Below are 14,513 nucleotides of genomic sequence, written 5' to 3'. Positions count from 1 at the left end.
AGTGGGATGAAAGTGAATAAAGCTTTAACAATTGCAGGGTCTGATAGCGGCGGCGGTGCTGGAATTCAGGCAGATTTAAAAACATTCCAAGAGCTTGGTGTATACGGAATGACGGCTATTACGGCAATTACTGCTCAAAACACGCTTGGCGTTCAAGGGGTATATCCTGTTCCATTAGAAGGTATTACAGAACAGCTGAATTCAATTGGTACGGATGTAACACCAGATGCAGTGAAACTAGGAATGTTATTTAGTAGTGAAATAATTCAAATTGTTGCGGAACAAATTAAAAAGTTTGGCTGGAATAATATTGTGCTAGATCCCGTTATGATTGCAAAAGGCGGTGCATCATTATTACAGCAAGAAGCAGTTCAAGCATTAAAAGAATATTTATTACCAGTAGCAACTGTTATAACACCGAATGTCCCAGAAGCAGAAGTGTTAACTGGGATGGAGATTCATAATGTTGAAGATAGTAAGGAAGCTGCAAAAGTATTGCATGAATTAGGTGCTAAATATGTGCTTATGAAGGGCGGACATGCAGAATATCAAGGGAATGAAGTAATTGATTTCCTCTTTGATGGAGAAAAATTTATTGAGTTTAGAAGCGAGCGAATTCCTTCAAAGCAAACGCATGGAAGTGGGTGTACATTTGCTTCAGCGGTTACAGCAGGACTTGCGAAAGGATACTCAATTGAAGATGCTGTTCAAGAAGCAAAACGATTTATTAGTATAGCAATTGAAGAGCCATTGAATATTGGTAGTGGTCATGGACCGACGAATCATTTTGCATATAAAGTGAATAGAACGCGTGCATAGGTAAGTGAAAAAGCCAGTTTTATAACTGGCTTTTTTTCTGTTTACTTTTTCAAAATACAGGAGTAATATATCAGCCAGAATACATTTTTTTGTAAACGCTGAGTCCAATTATATGGAGCGGAGGAACCAATTTGTGCGTAGGCACTAGGGGTGAATCTTTCAAGTTTGAAAGTAGGGCTACTCTCAAAGTCCGAATCCGACAGCTAACTTCGTAAGCGTCTTGAGAGAGGACGGTGCCATGATGGATACATCACTTCATCGATCTGATTAGTATAGGGGAATATCAATCTATGTTTGATTTCTTTTATACTAAGGAGGATGAGGTACATGGAACTAACACTTATTTGTGTTGGAGAAGAAAGTAAGGTAAATAGTTTAAGAGATTTAGTATCATTTCAACATGAGTTAATTATTTTTACAGCAAATGAAGAGATAGCGGCTGAAGTTAGGAATTGTGGGTTTGATTGGACTTATAGCTGCAGTAAGGAGCAGGACTTTACTAGTATTTGTGAGTGTATTAAGAAGGTGATTTTACTAGGGGATGAGCTTCCAATCGTTAGTTTTTTCACAGAACACATTCGCTTTTCTTTTCAAGCACCTATTACTGTTGTTACAAGGAATAAACGATATCCAGCGAGGCTCTATGAAACAATTGGAGCTAAGTTTGTCGTGTTTACAAATTGTGATAATATTTCTTTTTTATTTTTTGAATAGGGCGGGGGAAGAAATGATGAAGGTACTATTACTTGGAGATATAGCAAATCGTTGGGCAGTATCGGTAGAGCGAGTTCAAGAATTGGTTCAGATCGATCCCCTTTTTCCAGGGCCGTATATTATATTACCATCAAAAGATGCTTTGTATTTAGAGGTAGATATTACCGAGTATGAGCAGCTACATGCAGAATTGACACAAGTTTATATTCGCGGGAGAAATTTACGTGCATTTTTACGAGGAGAATAAAGGTTGAATAAAAAAGAGCGAATGCTGAGTGCAACAAGCTATGCACTTCATGTCATTCGCTCTTTTTATTTCATATTTAAAAGGTCATTTTTAAGAAAAGAGAAGAGAAATAAAGAAAATAGATGAAATAATAGTAATAATCTTCAATGTAAGCGTTTAAATCAATGTAAATATTATTATTTTCAGTAATTTAATCCTTTACAAGTGAAATATAGAGGAGTATATTTACTCTCATAAATCATTCATAAAATTTCCAAAAAAACCTAAAATCGCTGAGTTCCAGAAATGGAGCGGGGGAACCAATTTTGTGCATCGTCACTTGGGGTGAATCTTTCAGTTTTGAAAGTAGGGCTACTCTTTAGGCCCGAATCCGACAGCTAACCTCGTAAGCGTTTAGAGAGGAGGTTTACTTTTTGTTGTTCATTTTTTGAACACTGAGTAGAGCTCAGTGTTCTTTTTTAATATTTAAATGGTAAATTTTAACAAAAGAACAAAGCGAGGGATAGCTATGTTAGATGTTGTAATGGTCGGGATTTTTATTTTATTAGTTGCATCAATGGCAAGTCTTGCAAGTTGGTCAGATAAAGTTGTGAAAGAAGGAAAGCAATCATGATGATTGTCTTATCGGTTATTGTCGCAGCAATTACAGTGTATTTAGTGTATGCATTATTAAATCCAGAGAAGTTTTAATTAGGGGGAATCATTCATTATGATTTGGGTTGCAGTCATTATTACAATGCTCTTGTTTATTTTAGTAGCAAAGCCAACGGGGGTTTATTTAGAAAAAGCTTTTCAAGGTAGCAAAACGCTAGATAAAGTATTTGGGCCTTTTGAAAAAATTATTTTTAAAATTACGGGTGTAAAAGAATACAATCAAACGTGGAAACAGTACGCATTATCATTAGTTTTACTCAACGGATTTATGATTGTTGTTGTATATTTCATTTTCAGATTACAAGGTGTGCTGCCGTTAAATCCAGCGCATATTGAAGGGATGGAGCCTACGCTCGCTTTTAATACAGCGATTAGTTTTATGGCTGATACAAATTTACAGCATTATAGCGGTGAAAATGGTTTATCCTATTTATCACAATTAATCGGGATTACATTTTTAATGTTTGCGGCACCAGCAACGACATTAGCGCTCGTTATGGCTTTTATAAGAGGACTTGCTGGAAAAGAACTTGGTAACTTTTTCGTTGATTTTACGAGAGCGTTAACGAGAGTGTTTCTTCCTATCGCATTTATTGCGGCACTAGTTTTTGTCGCACTCGGCGTACCCCAAACGTTAGATGGGGCGGTTACAGCACAAACGATTGATGGGGCAAAGCAAAGTATATTACGTGGACCTGTTGCATCATTCGTTTCCATAAAGGAACTTGGAAATAACGGCGGTGGATTTTTCGGAGCGAACTCTACGCATCCTTTTGAAAATCCAGGACAAATGAGTAATATTTTGCAAATGATGCTTATGATGTTATTACCAACAGCACTTCCATTTACGTACGGACGAATGGTAGGAAATAAAAAACAAGGTCGCATCCTTTTCGTATCACTTTTTATGGTGTTTTTACTAGGATTTATAACGATTACGACATCTGAACTAAATGGGAATCCGGCATTAAATGGAATGGGTATCGAACATGTACAAGGAAGTACAGAAGGGAAAGAAGTACGATTTGGAACAGTATTTTCTTCACTATACGCAACGGTAACGACAGCTGCTGAAACAGGCGCTGTTAATACGATGCATGATACGTTAACACCAATTGGCGGTTTAGTTCCGCTTGTAAATATGATGTTAAATACTGTGTATGGCGGCGTTGGAGCAGGTTTTGTAAACATTATTATGTATGCAATTATCGCGGTGTTTATATCTGGGTTAATGGTTGGACGGACACCAGAGTTTTTAGGTAAAAAGATTGAAGGTAAGGAAATGAAATTAATCGCGGTCACGATTTTATTTCATCCATTGCTCATTTTAGGATTTTCGGCATTAGCTCTTTCAACAAATTTAGGGACGGATGCTATTTCTCATTCCGGTTTCCACGGTTTGACGCAAGTGGTATATGAATATACATCGTCAGCTGCGAATAACGGATCTGGATTTGAAGGATTAGGAGATAATACACCGTTTTGGAATATTACGACTGGTTTAGTTATGTTTTTAGGACGTTACTTCAGTTTAATTACGATGCTAGCTGTGGCAGCTTCATTGAAAGAAAAAACGGTAGTGCCAGAAACAGTCGGAACGTTCCGTACAGATAATAGTTTATTTGGTGGCATCTTCATCGGAACAATTGTAATTGTCGGTGCATTAACATTCTTCCCAATGTTAGTACTCGGTCCAATTGCAGAATTTCTTACATTGAAGTAATGGAGGGTAAATGATGAGACCGGTAGTAGTAAAAGAAAAACAATTAAATGAGTCCCAAATACATGCTGTAGAAGATGAAGTTAGACAAGCGAAAACGATGGATCGTGATATCGTAACACATGCGATGAAGCAATCCGTTGCGAAATTGAATCCGAAGGTCATGATAAAGAATCCGATTATGTTCGTTGTGGAAATTGGATTTATCATTACGTTCATTTTATCTTTTCTTCCAAGCAGTTCTAGTAGTATACCAGGATGGTTTAATATAACAGTTTCTCTCATTCTATTATTTACAGTTTTATTTGCGAATTTTGCAGAAGCATTAGCAGAAGGTCGTGGTAAAGCGCAAGCCGATTCTTTAAAGCAGTCGAAGAAAGATGTGTTTGCAAATGTAGTAAAAGAAAATGGAGACATTGTCCAAGTTTCAGCAACTGATCTTAGAAAAGGTGACGTTGTTATCGTAAAACAAGGAGAAATGATTCCAAGTGATGGCGAAGTAATCAAAGGATTAGCATCTGTAGATGAATCTGCAATTACAGGTGAATCAGCTCCTGTTATAAAAGAAGCAGGCGGTGATTTTTGTTCCGTAACAGGTGGAACGATGGTCGTAAGTGATGAAATTACAATTGTCATTACGAGTAATCCTGGTGAATCATTTATCGATAAAATGATTTCTTTAGTAGAAGGAGCTGCTCGTCAAAAAACGCCGAATGAGATTGCTTTAAATACAGTATTAACGAGCTTAACTCTTATTTTCTTGATCGTCGTTGTGACGTTGCCGATTTTTACAAATTATTTAGGTTTTCAAATTGATACTGCTGTACTTGTAGCGTTGTTAGTATGTTTAATTCCAACGACAATTGGTGGTTTGCTATCAGCGATTGGTATTGCTGGGATGGACCGGGTAACAAAATTTAACGTGTTAGCGATGTCAGGGAAAGCAGTAGAAGCTGCTGGCGATATTAATACAATTATTTTAGATAAAACAGGTACAATTACTTTTGGGAACCGAATGGCTCATACATTATTACCTGTAGGAAATGAAACGATTGAGCAAGTTGGAAAGTGGGCCGCTATTAGTTCTGTTTTAGATGAAACACCAGAAGGTCGATCTGTTATCGAGTATGTGCAGGGAAAATCTATATCATATAATAGAGAACTTGCAGAACAAGGTGAGTTTGTTCCGTTTAAAGCAGAAACGAGAATGAGTGGTGTTGATTTACAAGACGGAACGAAAGTGAGAAAAGGTGCTGTAGGTGCCGTTATTGAATGGGTTGAGTCACAAGGCGGAACAATTCCGAAAGATGTAAATCAAAAAGCAGACTTAATTTCAAAAGAGGGCGGAACACCACTTGTAGTTGCAGTAGATAATCGTATTTACGGTTTAATTTATTTAAAGGATACAGTAAAACCGGGTATGCGTGAGCGTTTTGAACAGTTACGCCAAATGGGGATTAAAACGGTTATGTGTACAGGTGATAATCCGTTAACAGCAGCAACTATTGCAAAAGAAGCTGGAGTAGATGAATTCGTTGCCGAGTGTAAACCGGAAGATAAAATTGCTGTCATTAAAGCAGAGCAAGATAAAGGGAAACTTGTAGCGATGACAGGTGATGGTACAAATGATGCTCCAGCATTAGCACAGGCGGACGTTGGATTAGCGATGAACAGTGGTACGACAGCAGCGAAAGAAGCGGCAAACATGATTGATCTAGACTCGAATCCAACGAAAATTATTGAGGTTGTAGGAATCGGTAAGCAATTGTTAATGACGCGAGGTGCTTTAACGACGTTTAGTATTGCGAATGATATAGCAAAATATTTTGCTATCATTCCAGCAATGTTTACACTTGCGGTTCCGCAAATGGAGGCATTGAACATTATGAAATTAACATCACCACTGTCAGCGATTTTATCAGCATTAATATTTAACGCTGTTATTATTCCATTACTCATTCCGTTAGCGATGAAAGGTATTGCATATAAACCGATGAGTTCTAATGCATTGCTTAGCCGAAACTTACTTATTTATGGGCTTGGCGGAGTTATCGTTCCGTTCATTGGAATTAAGGTAATTGATATGATTGTCGGCTTGTTTATATAAGGAAGAGGGGAAAAAGATGGAGAAGAAACAAAGTATACTATCACCAATTATCCGTATTACTTTTACATTTCTAGTGTTGTGTGGACTTGTATACCCACTTATTGTTACTGGTATTGCACAAGCAGTAATGAAGGATAACGCGGATGGAAGTCTAATATATAATGATAAAAATGAAGTGATTGGTTCTAAATTAATTGGTCAAAACTTCACGGATCCACGTTATTTTCAAGGGCGTGTTTCTAGTATTGAATATAAGGCTGAAGCATCTGGTTCAAATAACTATGCACCATCTAATCCAGATTTAGCAAAGCGAGTAGAGAAAAGTATTGCGGACTGGAAGGAAAAAAATCCAGCTGTTCCGGTTACAGAAATACCGATAGATTTAGTGACAAATTCAGGTTCAGGGCTTGATCCTGATATTAGTCCAAAGGCGGCCTCGGTGCAGGTGGATCGCATCTCGAAATTAACGAATATTCCGAAAGAAAAACTTAATCAATTGATTAAAGATCAAACAGAAGGTGCTGCGCTTGGTTTATTTGGAGAGACCCGCGTAAACGTCTTAAAGCTAAATTTGGCATTACAGAAATTAATGAAATAGTAACAGTGCTACCTCAATCTAATGGATTGAGGTAGCGTTGTTTCGAATGAAAGGTAGTGTTTATTTTGTATGCAGATGATTATGAACCGAAGTTTCAAAGGCGAACGCCAGAGGAATATTTAGAATATATTCGTCAGCAAAATCGCGGAAAGTTAAAGTTATATGTAGGAGCAGCTCCAGGCGTAGGAAAAAGTTATAAAATGCTCTTTGATGCAAGGGAAATGAAAAAAGATGGAATTGATATTGTAATTGGTTTAATTGAAACGCATGGAAGAAAAGAGACGGAAGAAGCAATTGCTGATTTAGAAAAAGTTCCTTTGAAAGAAATACAGTATAAAGGAAAGGTATTTTATGAGCTTGATGTGGAAGGAATAAAAAAACGCGCGCCTCAAGTAGTCGTAGTGGATGAACTTGCGCATAGTAATGTTCCTGGTTCTAAACATAAGAAACGTTATATGGATGTGCAGGAATTGTTAGAGGCCGGTATATCGGTATTATCAGCTTTTAATATTCAACATTTAGAAAGTGTTCATGATATTGTAGCTCAAATTACGAATGTAAAAGTAAGAGAACGAATTCCAGATTTTATTTTACAAAAAGCAAATGAAATTCAGCTCGTTGATGCAACGCCCGAGGTATTAAGGAAGAGACTAATAGACGGAAAGATATATAAAGAAGAAAAAATTCAGCAAAGCTTACAAAATTTCTTTACGCTTAATAATTTAGGAGCACTTAGGGAATTATCGCTTCGTGAAGTCGCTGACGATATGGACGAAAAGATTAGTCAAACAGTGATAGAACCAATCGGAGTGAAAGAAAAAATTCTCGTTTGTGTACAATACAGTTCAACAGCGGAGAAATTAATAAGACGGGGATGGCGCATGGCTGATCGGTTAAACGCTGAATTGTACGTATTAAACGTTGAGAGGGAAAATATAGATTCTATTTCAGCTGGAAAAAAGCAGACGATTGAAGAGTGGAAGTTGCTAACGAATCAATTTGATGCAAGTTTTGTATTAGAAGAAGCAAAGGGAAGAAAGCCAGCAGATGTTATTATTGAAGTCGCGAAAAGATTGCAAGTAACACAAATTTTACTTGGGCAATCAGCGAGAACGCGGTGGGAAGAAATTCGAAAAGGTTCTATTGTAAATGAAATTATGAGACAAACAAAGTATATTGATATTCATATTGTTGCGGATCAAAGAGGGTAAAATAGAGCCGACATTTTTGGGGCTCTATTTTAATTTTTGTACAGAATGAAAACTTAGCATTTTCATTGTATATAAGATTACAAGTAAAAACATAATTGCGCCTAGGAAGAAAATCCAAAAGTAATTTTGGTTAAATAAAAGAAATCCACCTATAAGTGGCCCTGTGCCCATACCAAGATAGCGGATGAAGTTGTACATACCGATAGCTGTTGCGCGTTCTTGTACGAATTCTTCTGTTAATAAAGTGGTGTGAGTTGGCATAGAAAGTCCCATACTAAAACCGTACAAAGATGTAACGATAATGATAAATGGGATATTGATGTTATATGTGAAAGAGAATAAAACGACACATATAATATTGAAGAAACTCGTAATAAATAAAGCTTGCTTTGTTGTGAGGCGTTTTTGCAAAAATTTGTAGCAAAAACTTCCTAGCATGATAGAAAGAGACATTGGTACAAACATAAGACCAATTTTATTTACAGTTAAATGAAATGAATTTGTTAAAATACTCGGTAAAAAAACGAGAAAGCAAAAGTAAATACAAAATTGAATGAAGCCAATAAGAGTAATAGAAAATCCAGTTTTATTTTTTAAGATAAGAGAGTAATTCTTTTGTGCTTTAGATTGTTTAATTATATTTGGCTTTGTTTCTGGGAGTAGTGAAATGTTTATAATTAATAAGATAATGCCAAGTGTAGATAAAAAGAGAAATACAGATAAGTGACCATTTATACTGCCAAGATAACCACCTATGAGAGGAGCCATTGCAGGTGCGAGGGCAAGTAACATTTGGTATAGGCTCATCGCTTCTCCGCGTTCTTTTCCTTCAAATAAATCGCCGATAATCGTTGCTGAAACTACAGGTATAGCCGCTATTCCTATAGCTTGAACAGCTCTAAAAAAGAGAAATAAATAAATGTTTGCCGAAAAAGCACATCCGATTGAACCAATTGTACTAATGACCAAACTAGGAATAAGGACAGATTTTCTTCCTTTTGTATCAATTAAAGGTCCATATACGAGCTGCATAATTGCAAGAACGAATGTGAAAAGTGAAACGGTTATATTTACAAGATAAAGAGAAGTGTGAAAAGAATTTTGAATCATCGGTAAGATAGGTGTGTAAATATTTTGCGCGAAGGAACCGAATAAGGCACTAATACAGACAACATATAAAATAAAAGTTAGTTTAGAGTTTTTCATCATGTTAACCTCCTTGTGATTTAGTTTCCTTGGAAACTAAATTTATTTTAACATGATTTTCTTACTTGTAAAGATGAAAAAATGGTTTTAAAATGGTATATAGTTAAATTGTTTCTTTGGAAACTTAGGAGGCGAACGGATTGAAGCATGCAACGAAGCAAATGGAAATACTTTCGGACATTCGTACACTTTTGCATAAAAAAGAAGAACATTTAAAACGACAAAATGAGAAGTTTCTTCGTGAGACAGGCGTAAGTAGTATGTCTTTATCTGAGTTACATGTAATCGAATGTATCGGAAAAAATGGTTTGATGAATGTAACGGCAATTACGACAAGAATGGGCATGACGAAGGGAGCAATCTCTAAAATTTGTACAAAGTTGTTTCAAAAGCAATTCGTTGAGAAGATGCAAATGTTAGATAATCAAAAAGAAATCTTCTTCAGCTTAACGGAGAGTGGGAATGAAATATATAAAGCTCATGAAAAATTGCATAAGCAAGCTGAAGAAAAGTGGTTGTTACTTTTAGATGGATATACGAAAGAAGAGCAAGACTTTATTCAAAGGTTTATAAAGGATGTCTCCGGTCATTTGGAAATATAATTGGAAGAAAAAACTCCTTTTTCTCAAGGCTTTTAAATATAATTTCTGAAAGAACTCATATATAATAGAAAAAGATACTTAACATGGTGAATAATTAAAGAGTCAATATATATAGAGGAGAGAGTAACATGCTTGAAAATACGGGGTTAGTATTAGAAGGCGGCGGTATGCGTGGTGTATACACGGGCGGGATATTAGAATACTTTATGGAACAAGATTTATATTTTCCATATGTAATCGGTGTATCAGCTGGTGCTTGTCATGCAGCGTCGTATCTTTCCAGACAAAGAAATAGAAATAAAACGGTCAATATTGATTATGCATCACATCCGAAATATTTATCGTATAAAAATTTATGGAGAAAACGTCAGCTATTTGATATGGATTTCATTTTTCATGAAATTCCAGAAAAGCATGTGCCGTTTGATTTTGAAACATACTTTAATAGCCCAGAACGTTTCCTTGTAGGAACGACGGATTGTGAAACAGGACAGTCTGTTTATTTTGAAAAAGAAGGAACGAATGATGATGCACTAAATTTATTACAAGCGTCTAGTTCATTGCCTTTCATTGCACCAGTAGTAAATTATCGTGGTAAGCAACTGTTAGATGGCGGGATTTCTGATCCAATTCCAGTTCGTAAAGCACAGGAAGATGGATTTAAAAAATCAGTCGTAATTTTAACGAGAAATCATGGTTACGCAAAGAAAAAATCAAGATTTGGGTGGATTGCTGCGAAAGCTTATAAAAAATATCCGAACCTTGTGAACACGATGCTAAATCGTTATGAAGTGTATAATGAAACACTTCACTATATTGAAAAAGAAGAACAAGCTGGGAATTTATTTGTTATTCGTCCAGAAGTACCGCTTCAAGTAGATCGTATGGAAAAAGATACAGCAAAACTACAAAATCTATATGAGCAAGGCTATGAAGATGCAAAGAGACAGTTTGCAGATTTGCAGGCGTTTTTGCAAAAATAAGTACTAGGCTGTGGAGATGGAGTTCTCTGCAGCCTTTTTTATTATTGGTTTCAATACCGAATGTTGGTTATACACGCTTTTAGGTTATGGTATAATATGGATGAAAGTATGTAGGGAGGTGATACATATGGAAAATGTATATAAAGGACTTGGACATACTGGATTTATCATGATGTTTATTTTTGGTAGCGTATTTTTACTTCGCTGGTTTATTCATGATGAAATGTTAATAGATCAACTTATTGGTTTTAGTGTGGGCATAGTAATGGTTATTTCATCGGTTTTCATTCAAAAGTGCAGTAAAGAATTACAGATAGAAGAGAAGTATTAAAAGGTTATAAGCTCCTTCATATTTTAGAGGTGCCTTTATAGTTTGAAAGATTGTTATAAAAGAAAAGTAGAGCATCGAATTTCGATGCTCTACTTTTTTAATGTGGTAAGAATATCAATTGATAAGTAAACAAAATTCCAAATACATATACAAGTGGGTGAACAGCACGGAATTTACCTTTTGCCACTTTCATAAGTGGATATGAAATAAATCCAAGTGCGATACCTGTTGCGATACTTGATGTAAGAGGCATGCTTAAGATTACTAAAAATGCTGGGAATGCTTCATCAAATGCGTCCCAATCAATGTGGCGAACTGAACCCATCATAAGACTACCAACGATAATTAATGATGGAGCAGTAATAGCTGATACACCAGAGACAGCACTTACTAATGGTCCGAAGAATGCTGCTAGTGCGAATAGAACAGCTACTGTAACAGTTGTTAAACCAGTACGACCACCAGCTGCAACACCAGCAGATGATTCAATGTAAGCTGTTGATGGTGTCGTTCCGAACATAGAACCAATAGTTGCTGAGAATGAGTCAGATAGAAGAGCTCGTCCAGCTTTTGGGAGTTTTCCGTCTTTCATAAATCCACCTTGTTGAGCTACCCCAAGTAATGTACCTGTTGTATCAAATAATGTAACAAGGAAGAATGAAAATACAACGCCGTATAATCCATAGTTAATTACGTCAGATACAGCAGTAATTGGATTTGAAACGATAATTCCTTCTGGTAATCCAGGCATTGATGTAACACCGTTTGAGAATGTTAATTGTCCTGTGAAGAAAGCGATAATACCAGTTAATAGCATACCGATAAATAGTGCGCCATTTACATTTAAAGACATAAGGATAATAGTAATTCCAAGTCCAGCTAATGCTAGTAGAACTGGAGCAGAGTGAAGATCACCAAGTCCAACTAAGTTTGCATCATTTTTTGTAACGATACCTGTTAAACGTAAACCGATAAAGGCGATAAATAGCCCGATACCAGCCGTAATTGCATGTTTTAAGTTTTCAGGAATTGCTTCCATTAATTTTGTACGGAAAGATGTAAATGATAGCAAAATTAAAATCATACCTGCTACGAATACAGCAGAGAATGCAATTGCGAAAGTCATGCCTTCATGTGCTTTTACAACAGAGTAAGAGAAGTAAGCATTTAATCCCATACCTGGCGCGATAGCGATTGGTAAGTTTGTAAAGATTGCCATAAATAATGTTCCGACAACAGCAGCAATAATTGTTGCTGTAAATGCTTGTTCAAATGGAACACCTGCATCTCCAAGGATAACAGGGTTTACGACAATGATATATGCCATTGTTAAGAAGGTAATAATACCTGCCATAATTTCAGTTTTAATAGAAGTTTTATGTTTTGAAAGGTTAAACATATAAACATCCTTTCTGTTTACGAATAATTTTCACAACAGTTATATATAATATTCGTTTTTTATCTATTTTGCAATAGTTTTGCATAAAAAGTTTATAACAATTCATATTTTGTGTCTTAAATTCGAATATTAATCGTAAAACGATGTGTGAATTTCAGCTTTTTATTGTGCACATGCTAAGGAAAAGGAGTTGAAAGCAGCTATGCCACAGCAAAAAAACTTTATAACAATGCCTGCGCAACATCAAGATAAGCAGCCTGGTATTGAATCATTAATGAGCCCCCTTCCGCAGTTTGAAGATCCAAATTATAAAGGAAGTGAAAAGTTAAAAGGGAAGAATGTGTTAATTACGGGAGGAGATAGCGGAATTGGACGAGCAGTTTCCATCGCTTTTGCAAAAGAAGGAGCAAATGTTGCGATTGCTTATTTAGATGAGGAAGAAGATGCAAAAGAGACGAAACAACGTGTTGAAAAAGAAGGTGTAAAGTGTGTATTGTTGCCGGGGGATTTGAGTAATGAACAGCATTGTAAAGATATTGTGGAAGAGACCGCCCGGCAGTTAGGTAGTTTAAATATTTTAGTGAATAACGTTGCACAGCAATATCCGCAGCAAGGGCTAGAGTATATTACAGCAGAACAGCTAGAAAAAACATTTCGTATTAATATTTTTTCTTATTTTCACGTTACGAAAGCAGCCCTTTCTCATTTGAAGAAAGGGGATGTCATTATAAATACGGCATCTATCGTTGCATATGAAGGAAATGAAACGTTAATTGATTATTCCGCAACGAAAGGAGCAATCGTAGCTTTTACAAGATCACTTTCTCAATCGTTAGTGCAAAAAGGGATTCGGGTAAATGGTGTTGCACCAGGACCGATTTGGACACCGCTTATTCCATCGAGCTTTGATGAGAAGAAAGTCTCTCAGTTTGGGAGCAATGTCCCAATGCAAAGGCCTGGTCAACCATATGAGTTAGCGCCGGCATACGTATATTTAGCGTCTGGTGATTCTTCTTATGTTACTGGACAAATGATACATGTAAATGGGGGCGTTATTGTAAATGGATAGTTTTCATTTATAAGAGCAAAGTAATGTTAATTCCACTTATTATAGTGAGCGCTAGGGGGGATATAGCTGAAAAAGTTATGTTTCGTCATACTATTATTTTTCATCCTACCGGTTAGTGCTTTTGCTAATACAGATCATTTAATATTAGTGAATCTTACGACAAATCAGTTGTCTTTTTTTGAGAATGGAAATTATACAAAAACATTTCCAGTAACGACTGGAAGAGATCGTACACCTACGCCTGAAGGTAACTTTTGTATTATAACTAAATTTAAAAATAAAGAATACCATCGAAAAAAAATACCTGGGGGTGCACCGAATAACCCTCTCGGTACGAGGTGGCTTGGACTAGATAAGAATGAATATGCGATTCACGGGACGAACCGGGAATGGACGATTGGAAGTAGGGAATCAAATGGTTGTATTCGCATGCATGACAGGGATATACAATGGTTATATGACAGAGTACAATTACAAACAAAAGTAATCATTTCTCGTTTTCATACGAGCCCCGAATATGAAGCGAATAAGCTTGGTTATCGCGTTGTGAGCTGGAATGGTCGAAAAATAGAAGAAGAACAAATTGGAGTACTAACGCTAGTAGACCGCGCGGATATATATTGGCAAGAACCAAATGGACAGTTAACGAAAGTGAAAACGGTATTGCCAAATGAAAGATATCCAGTGTACTCAAAACGAAAAGATGGAATATATTATATAGGAAACAATTCGTATATTATAGATGAAACAGGAGAGAAAATTCGTTACGAGCAAATTCCTTCTTCGATTTTAAGTAATATATATAAACGGAAATACAATGTTCCGTAATGGCTACCGTATTATAGACGGTAGC

At 36.2% G+C, this 14,513-nt stretch carries 17 protein-coding genes and 2 riboswitches; of the genes, 15 read left to right on the top strand and 2 right to left on the bottom strand.

The features are described 5' to 3' along the window. Positions 1-6: 6 nt before the first annotated feature. The 10 genes from thiD (at position 7) to kdpDN (ending at position 8,070) form a co-directional block, all read left to right on the top strand. A complete protein-coding gene (thiD, locus tag MKY38_RS18465; protein WP_025687120.1) occupies positions 7-819 on the top strand; it encodes a bifunctional hydroxymethylpyrimidine kinase/phosphomethylpyrimidine kinase in 813 nt (270 codons plus the stop codon). 86 nt (positions 820-905) lie between these two features. After that, positions 906-1,053, top strand: a riboswitch (cyclic di-AMP (ydaO/yuaA leader). A 93-nt stretch (positions 1,054-1,146) separates the two neighbouring features. Continuing rightward, the gene (locus tag MKY38_RS18460; RefSeq protein WP_000424090.1) at positions 1,147-1,533 is read left to right on the top strand and encodes a hypothetical protein; all 387 of its coding nucleotides are present in this window, start codon (positions 1,147-1,149) and stop codon (positions 1,531-1,533) included. Positions 1,534-1,546: 13 nt separating this feature from the next. Beyond that, positions 1,547-1,780: a hypothetical protein gene (locus MKY38_RS18455; RefSeq protein WP_001985933.1), complete on the top strand. Its 234-nt coding sequence runs from the start codon at positions 1,547-1,549 to the stop codon at positions 1,778-1,780. Between the two features lie 3 nt (positions 1,781-1,783). Next, positions 1,784-1,906 (top strand): hypothetical protein, encoded by a 123-nt coding sequence (locus MKY38_RS18450; protein ID WP_001034421.1) that lies wholly within the window; start codon positions 1,784-1,786, stop codon positions 1,904-1,906. A gap of 134 nt (positions 1,907-2,040) precedes the next feature. Next, positions 2,041-2,186: riboswitch (cyclic di-AMP (ydaO/yuaA leader) on the top strand. Positions 2,187-2,288: 102 nt separating this feature from the next. Then, positions 2,289-2,393 carry a SipW-dependent-type signal peptide-containing protein gene (locus tag MKY38_RS18445; protein WP_000887894.1) on the top strand — a complete coding sequence of 35 codons (105 nt, stop codon included), beginning with the start codon at positions 2,289-2,291 and terminating at the stop codon, positions 2,391-2,393. Further along, on the top strand, positions 2,390-2,470 hold the full coding sequence (gene kdpF, locus MKY38_RS18440; protein ID WP_000973728.1) for a K(+)-transporting ATPase subunit F: 81 nt from the start codon (positions 2,390-2,392) through the stop codon (positions 2,468-2,470). Before MKY38_RS18445 ends, kdpF begins: the two co-directional genes overlap by 4 nt. A gap of 19 nt (positions 2,471-2,489) precedes the next feature. Next, complete coding sequence (gene kdpA, locus MKY38_RS18435; protein ID WP_065224743.1) at positions 2,490-4,157, top strand: potassium-transporting ATPase subunit KdpA; 1,668 nt, start codon at positions 2,490-2,492, stop codon at positions 4,155-4,157. Between the two features lie 13 nt (positions 4,158-4,170). Then, positions 4,171-6,261 carry a potassium-transporting ATPase subunit KdpB gene (gene kdpB / locus MKY38_RS18430; RefSeq protein WP_065224742.1) on the top strand — a complete coding sequence of 697 codons (2,091 nt, stop codon included), beginning with the start codon at positions 4,171-4,173 and terminating at the stop codon, positions 6,259-6,261. 16 nt (positions 6,262-6,277) lie between these two features. Next, positions 6,278-6,859, top strand: coding sequence for a K(+)-transporting ATPase subunit C (gene kdpC, locus MKY38_RS18425; protein WP_000412594.1), 582 nt, complete (start codon positions 6,278-6,280; stop codon positions 6,857-6,859). Between the two features lie 56 nt (positions 6,860-6,915). Further along, entirely contained in the window at positions 6,916-8,070 is a 1,155-nt protein-coding gene (kdpDN, locus tag MKY38_RS18420; protein ID WP_003269552.1) for a KdpD-like non-kinase potassium sensor, read from the top strand. 24 nt (positions 8,071-8,094) lie between these two features. On the opposite strand, the gene MKY38_RS18415 is transcribed toward kdpDN, so the two are convergent. Then, complete coding sequence (locus MKY38_RS18415) at positions 8,095-9,276, bottom strand: MFS transporter (RefSeq protein ID WP_070179731.1); 1,182 nt, start codon at positions 9,274-9,276, stop codon at positions 8,095-8,097. Positions 9,277-9,416: 140 nt separating this feature from the next. Between MKY38_RS18415 and MKY38_RS18410 the strand changes: the two genes are divergently transcribed. The 3 genes from MKY38_RS18410 (at position 9,417) to MKY38_RS18400 (ending at position 11,192) form a co-directional block, all read left to right on the top strand. Beyond that, positions 9,417-9,878 carry a MarR family transcriptional regulator gene (locus tag MKY38_RS18410; RefSeq protein WP_065224740.1) on the top strand — a complete coding sequence of 154 codons (462 nt, stop codon included), beginning with the start codon at positions 9,417-9,419 and terminating at the stop codon, positions 9,876-9,878. A gap of 128 nt (positions 9,879-10,006) precedes the next feature. Beyond that, the gene (locus MKY38_RS18405; protein WP_000892679.1) at positions 10,007-10,861 is read left to right on the top strand and encodes a patatin-like phospholipase family protein; all 855 of its coding nucleotides are present in this window, start codon (positions 10,007-10,009) and stop codon (positions 10,859-10,861) included. Between the two features lie 127 nt (positions 10,862-10,988). Further along, on the top strand, positions 10,989-11,192 hold the full coding sequence (locus MKY38_RS18400; protein WP_065224739.1) for a hypothetical protein: 204 nt from the start codon (positions 10,989-10,991) through the stop codon (positions 11,190-11,192). Positions 11,193-11,289: 97 nt separating this feature from the next. On the opposite strand, the gene MKY38_RS18395 is transcribed toward MKY38_RS18400, so the two are convergent. Further along, entirely contained in the window at positions 11,290-12,591 is a 1,302-nt protein-coding gene (locus tag MKY38_RS18395; RefSeq protein ID WP_065224738.1) for an NCS2 family permease, read from the bottom strand. A gap of 202 nt (positions 12,592-12,793) precedes the next feature. Between MKY38_RS18395 and MKY38_RS18390 the strand changes: the two genes are divergently transcribed. Together MKY38_RS18390 and MKY38_RS18385 are read left to right on the top strand one after the other, a co-directional pair. Next, the gene (locus MKY38_RS18390) at positions 12,794-13,660 is read left to right on the top strand and encodes an SDR family oxidoreductase (protein WP_070179732.1); all 867 of its coding nucleotides are present in this window, start codon (positions 12,794-12,796) and stop codon (positions 13,658-13,660) included. A gap of 66 nt (positions 13,661-13,726) precedes the next feature. Further along, positions 13,727-14,488, top strand: a complete 762-nt coding sequence (locus MKY38_RS18385; protein WP_033682769.1) for a L,D-transpeptidase — start codon at positions 13,727-13,729, stop codon at positions 14,486-14,488. Positions 14,489-14,513 lie beyond the last annotated feature (25 nt).

This window comes from Bacillus sp. FSL R5-0585, from assembly GCF_038004545.1.
In the GTDB taxonomy this organism is placed as follows: Bacteria; Bacillota; Bacilli; order Bacillales; family Bacillaceae_G; genus Bacillus_A; species Bacillus_A cereus.
Note: the sequence above shows the minus strand (reverse complement) of the source record. Positions and strands in the feature narration are given on the sequence as shown.

What these genes read in the sequence shown, in the direction of transcription:
- MKY38_RS18400 (WP_065224739.1), top strand. Translation starts at nt 10,989, where the DNA reads ATGGAAAATGTATATAAAGGACTTGGACATACTGGATTTATCATGATG.
- kdpB (WP_065224742.1), top strand. Translation starts at nt 4,171, where the DNA reads ATGAGACCGGTAGTAGTAAAAGAAAAACAATTAAATGAGTCCCAAATA.
- MKY38_RS18390 (WP_070179732.1), top strand. Translation starts at nt 12,794, where the DNA reads ATGCCACAGCAAAAAAACTTTATAACAATGCCTGCGCAACATCAAGAT.
- kdpA (WP_065224743.1), top strand. Translation starts at nt 2,490, where the DNA reads ATGATTTGGGTTGCAGTCATTATTACAATGCTCTTGTTTATTTTAGTA.
- kdpC (WP_000412594.1), top strand. Translation starts at nt 6,278, where the DNA reads ATGGAGAAGAAACAAAGTATACTATCACCAATTATCCGTATTACTTTT.
- MKY38_RS18405 (WP_000892679.1), top strand. Translation starts at nt 10,007, where the DNA reads ATGCTTGAAAATACGGGGTTAGTATTAGAAGGCGGCGGTATGCGTGGT.
- MKY38_RS18415 (WP_070179731.1), bottom strand. Translation starts at nt 9,276, where the DNA reads ATGAAAAACTCTAAACTAACTTTTATTTTATATGTTGTCTGTATTAGT.
- MKY38_RS18455 (WP_001985933.1), top strand. Translation starts at nt 1,547, where the DNA reads ATGATGAAGGTACTATTACTTGGAGATATAGCAAATCGTTGGGCAGTA.
- MKY38_RS18460 (WP_000424090.1), top strand. Translation starts at nt 1,147, where the DNA reads ATGGAACTAACACTTATTTGTGTTGGAGAAGAAAGTAAGGTAAATAGT.
- thiD (WP_025687120.1), top strand. Translation starts at nt 7, where the DNA reads ATGAAAGTGAATAAAGCTTTAACAATTGCAGGGTCTGATAGCGGCGGC.
- kdpF (WP_000973728.1), top strand. Translation starts at nt 2,390, where the DNA reads ATGATGATTGTCTTATCGGTTATTGTCGCAGCAATTACAGTGTATTTA.
- MKY38_RS18445 (WP_000887894.1), top strand. Translation starts at nt 2,289, where the DNA reads ATGTTAGATGTTGTAATGGTCGGGATTTTTATTTTATTAGTTGCATCA.
- MKY38_RS18395 (WP_065224738.1), bottom strand. Translation starts at nt 12,591, where the DNA reads ATGTTTAACCTTTCAAAACATAAAACTTCTATTAAAACTGAAATTATG.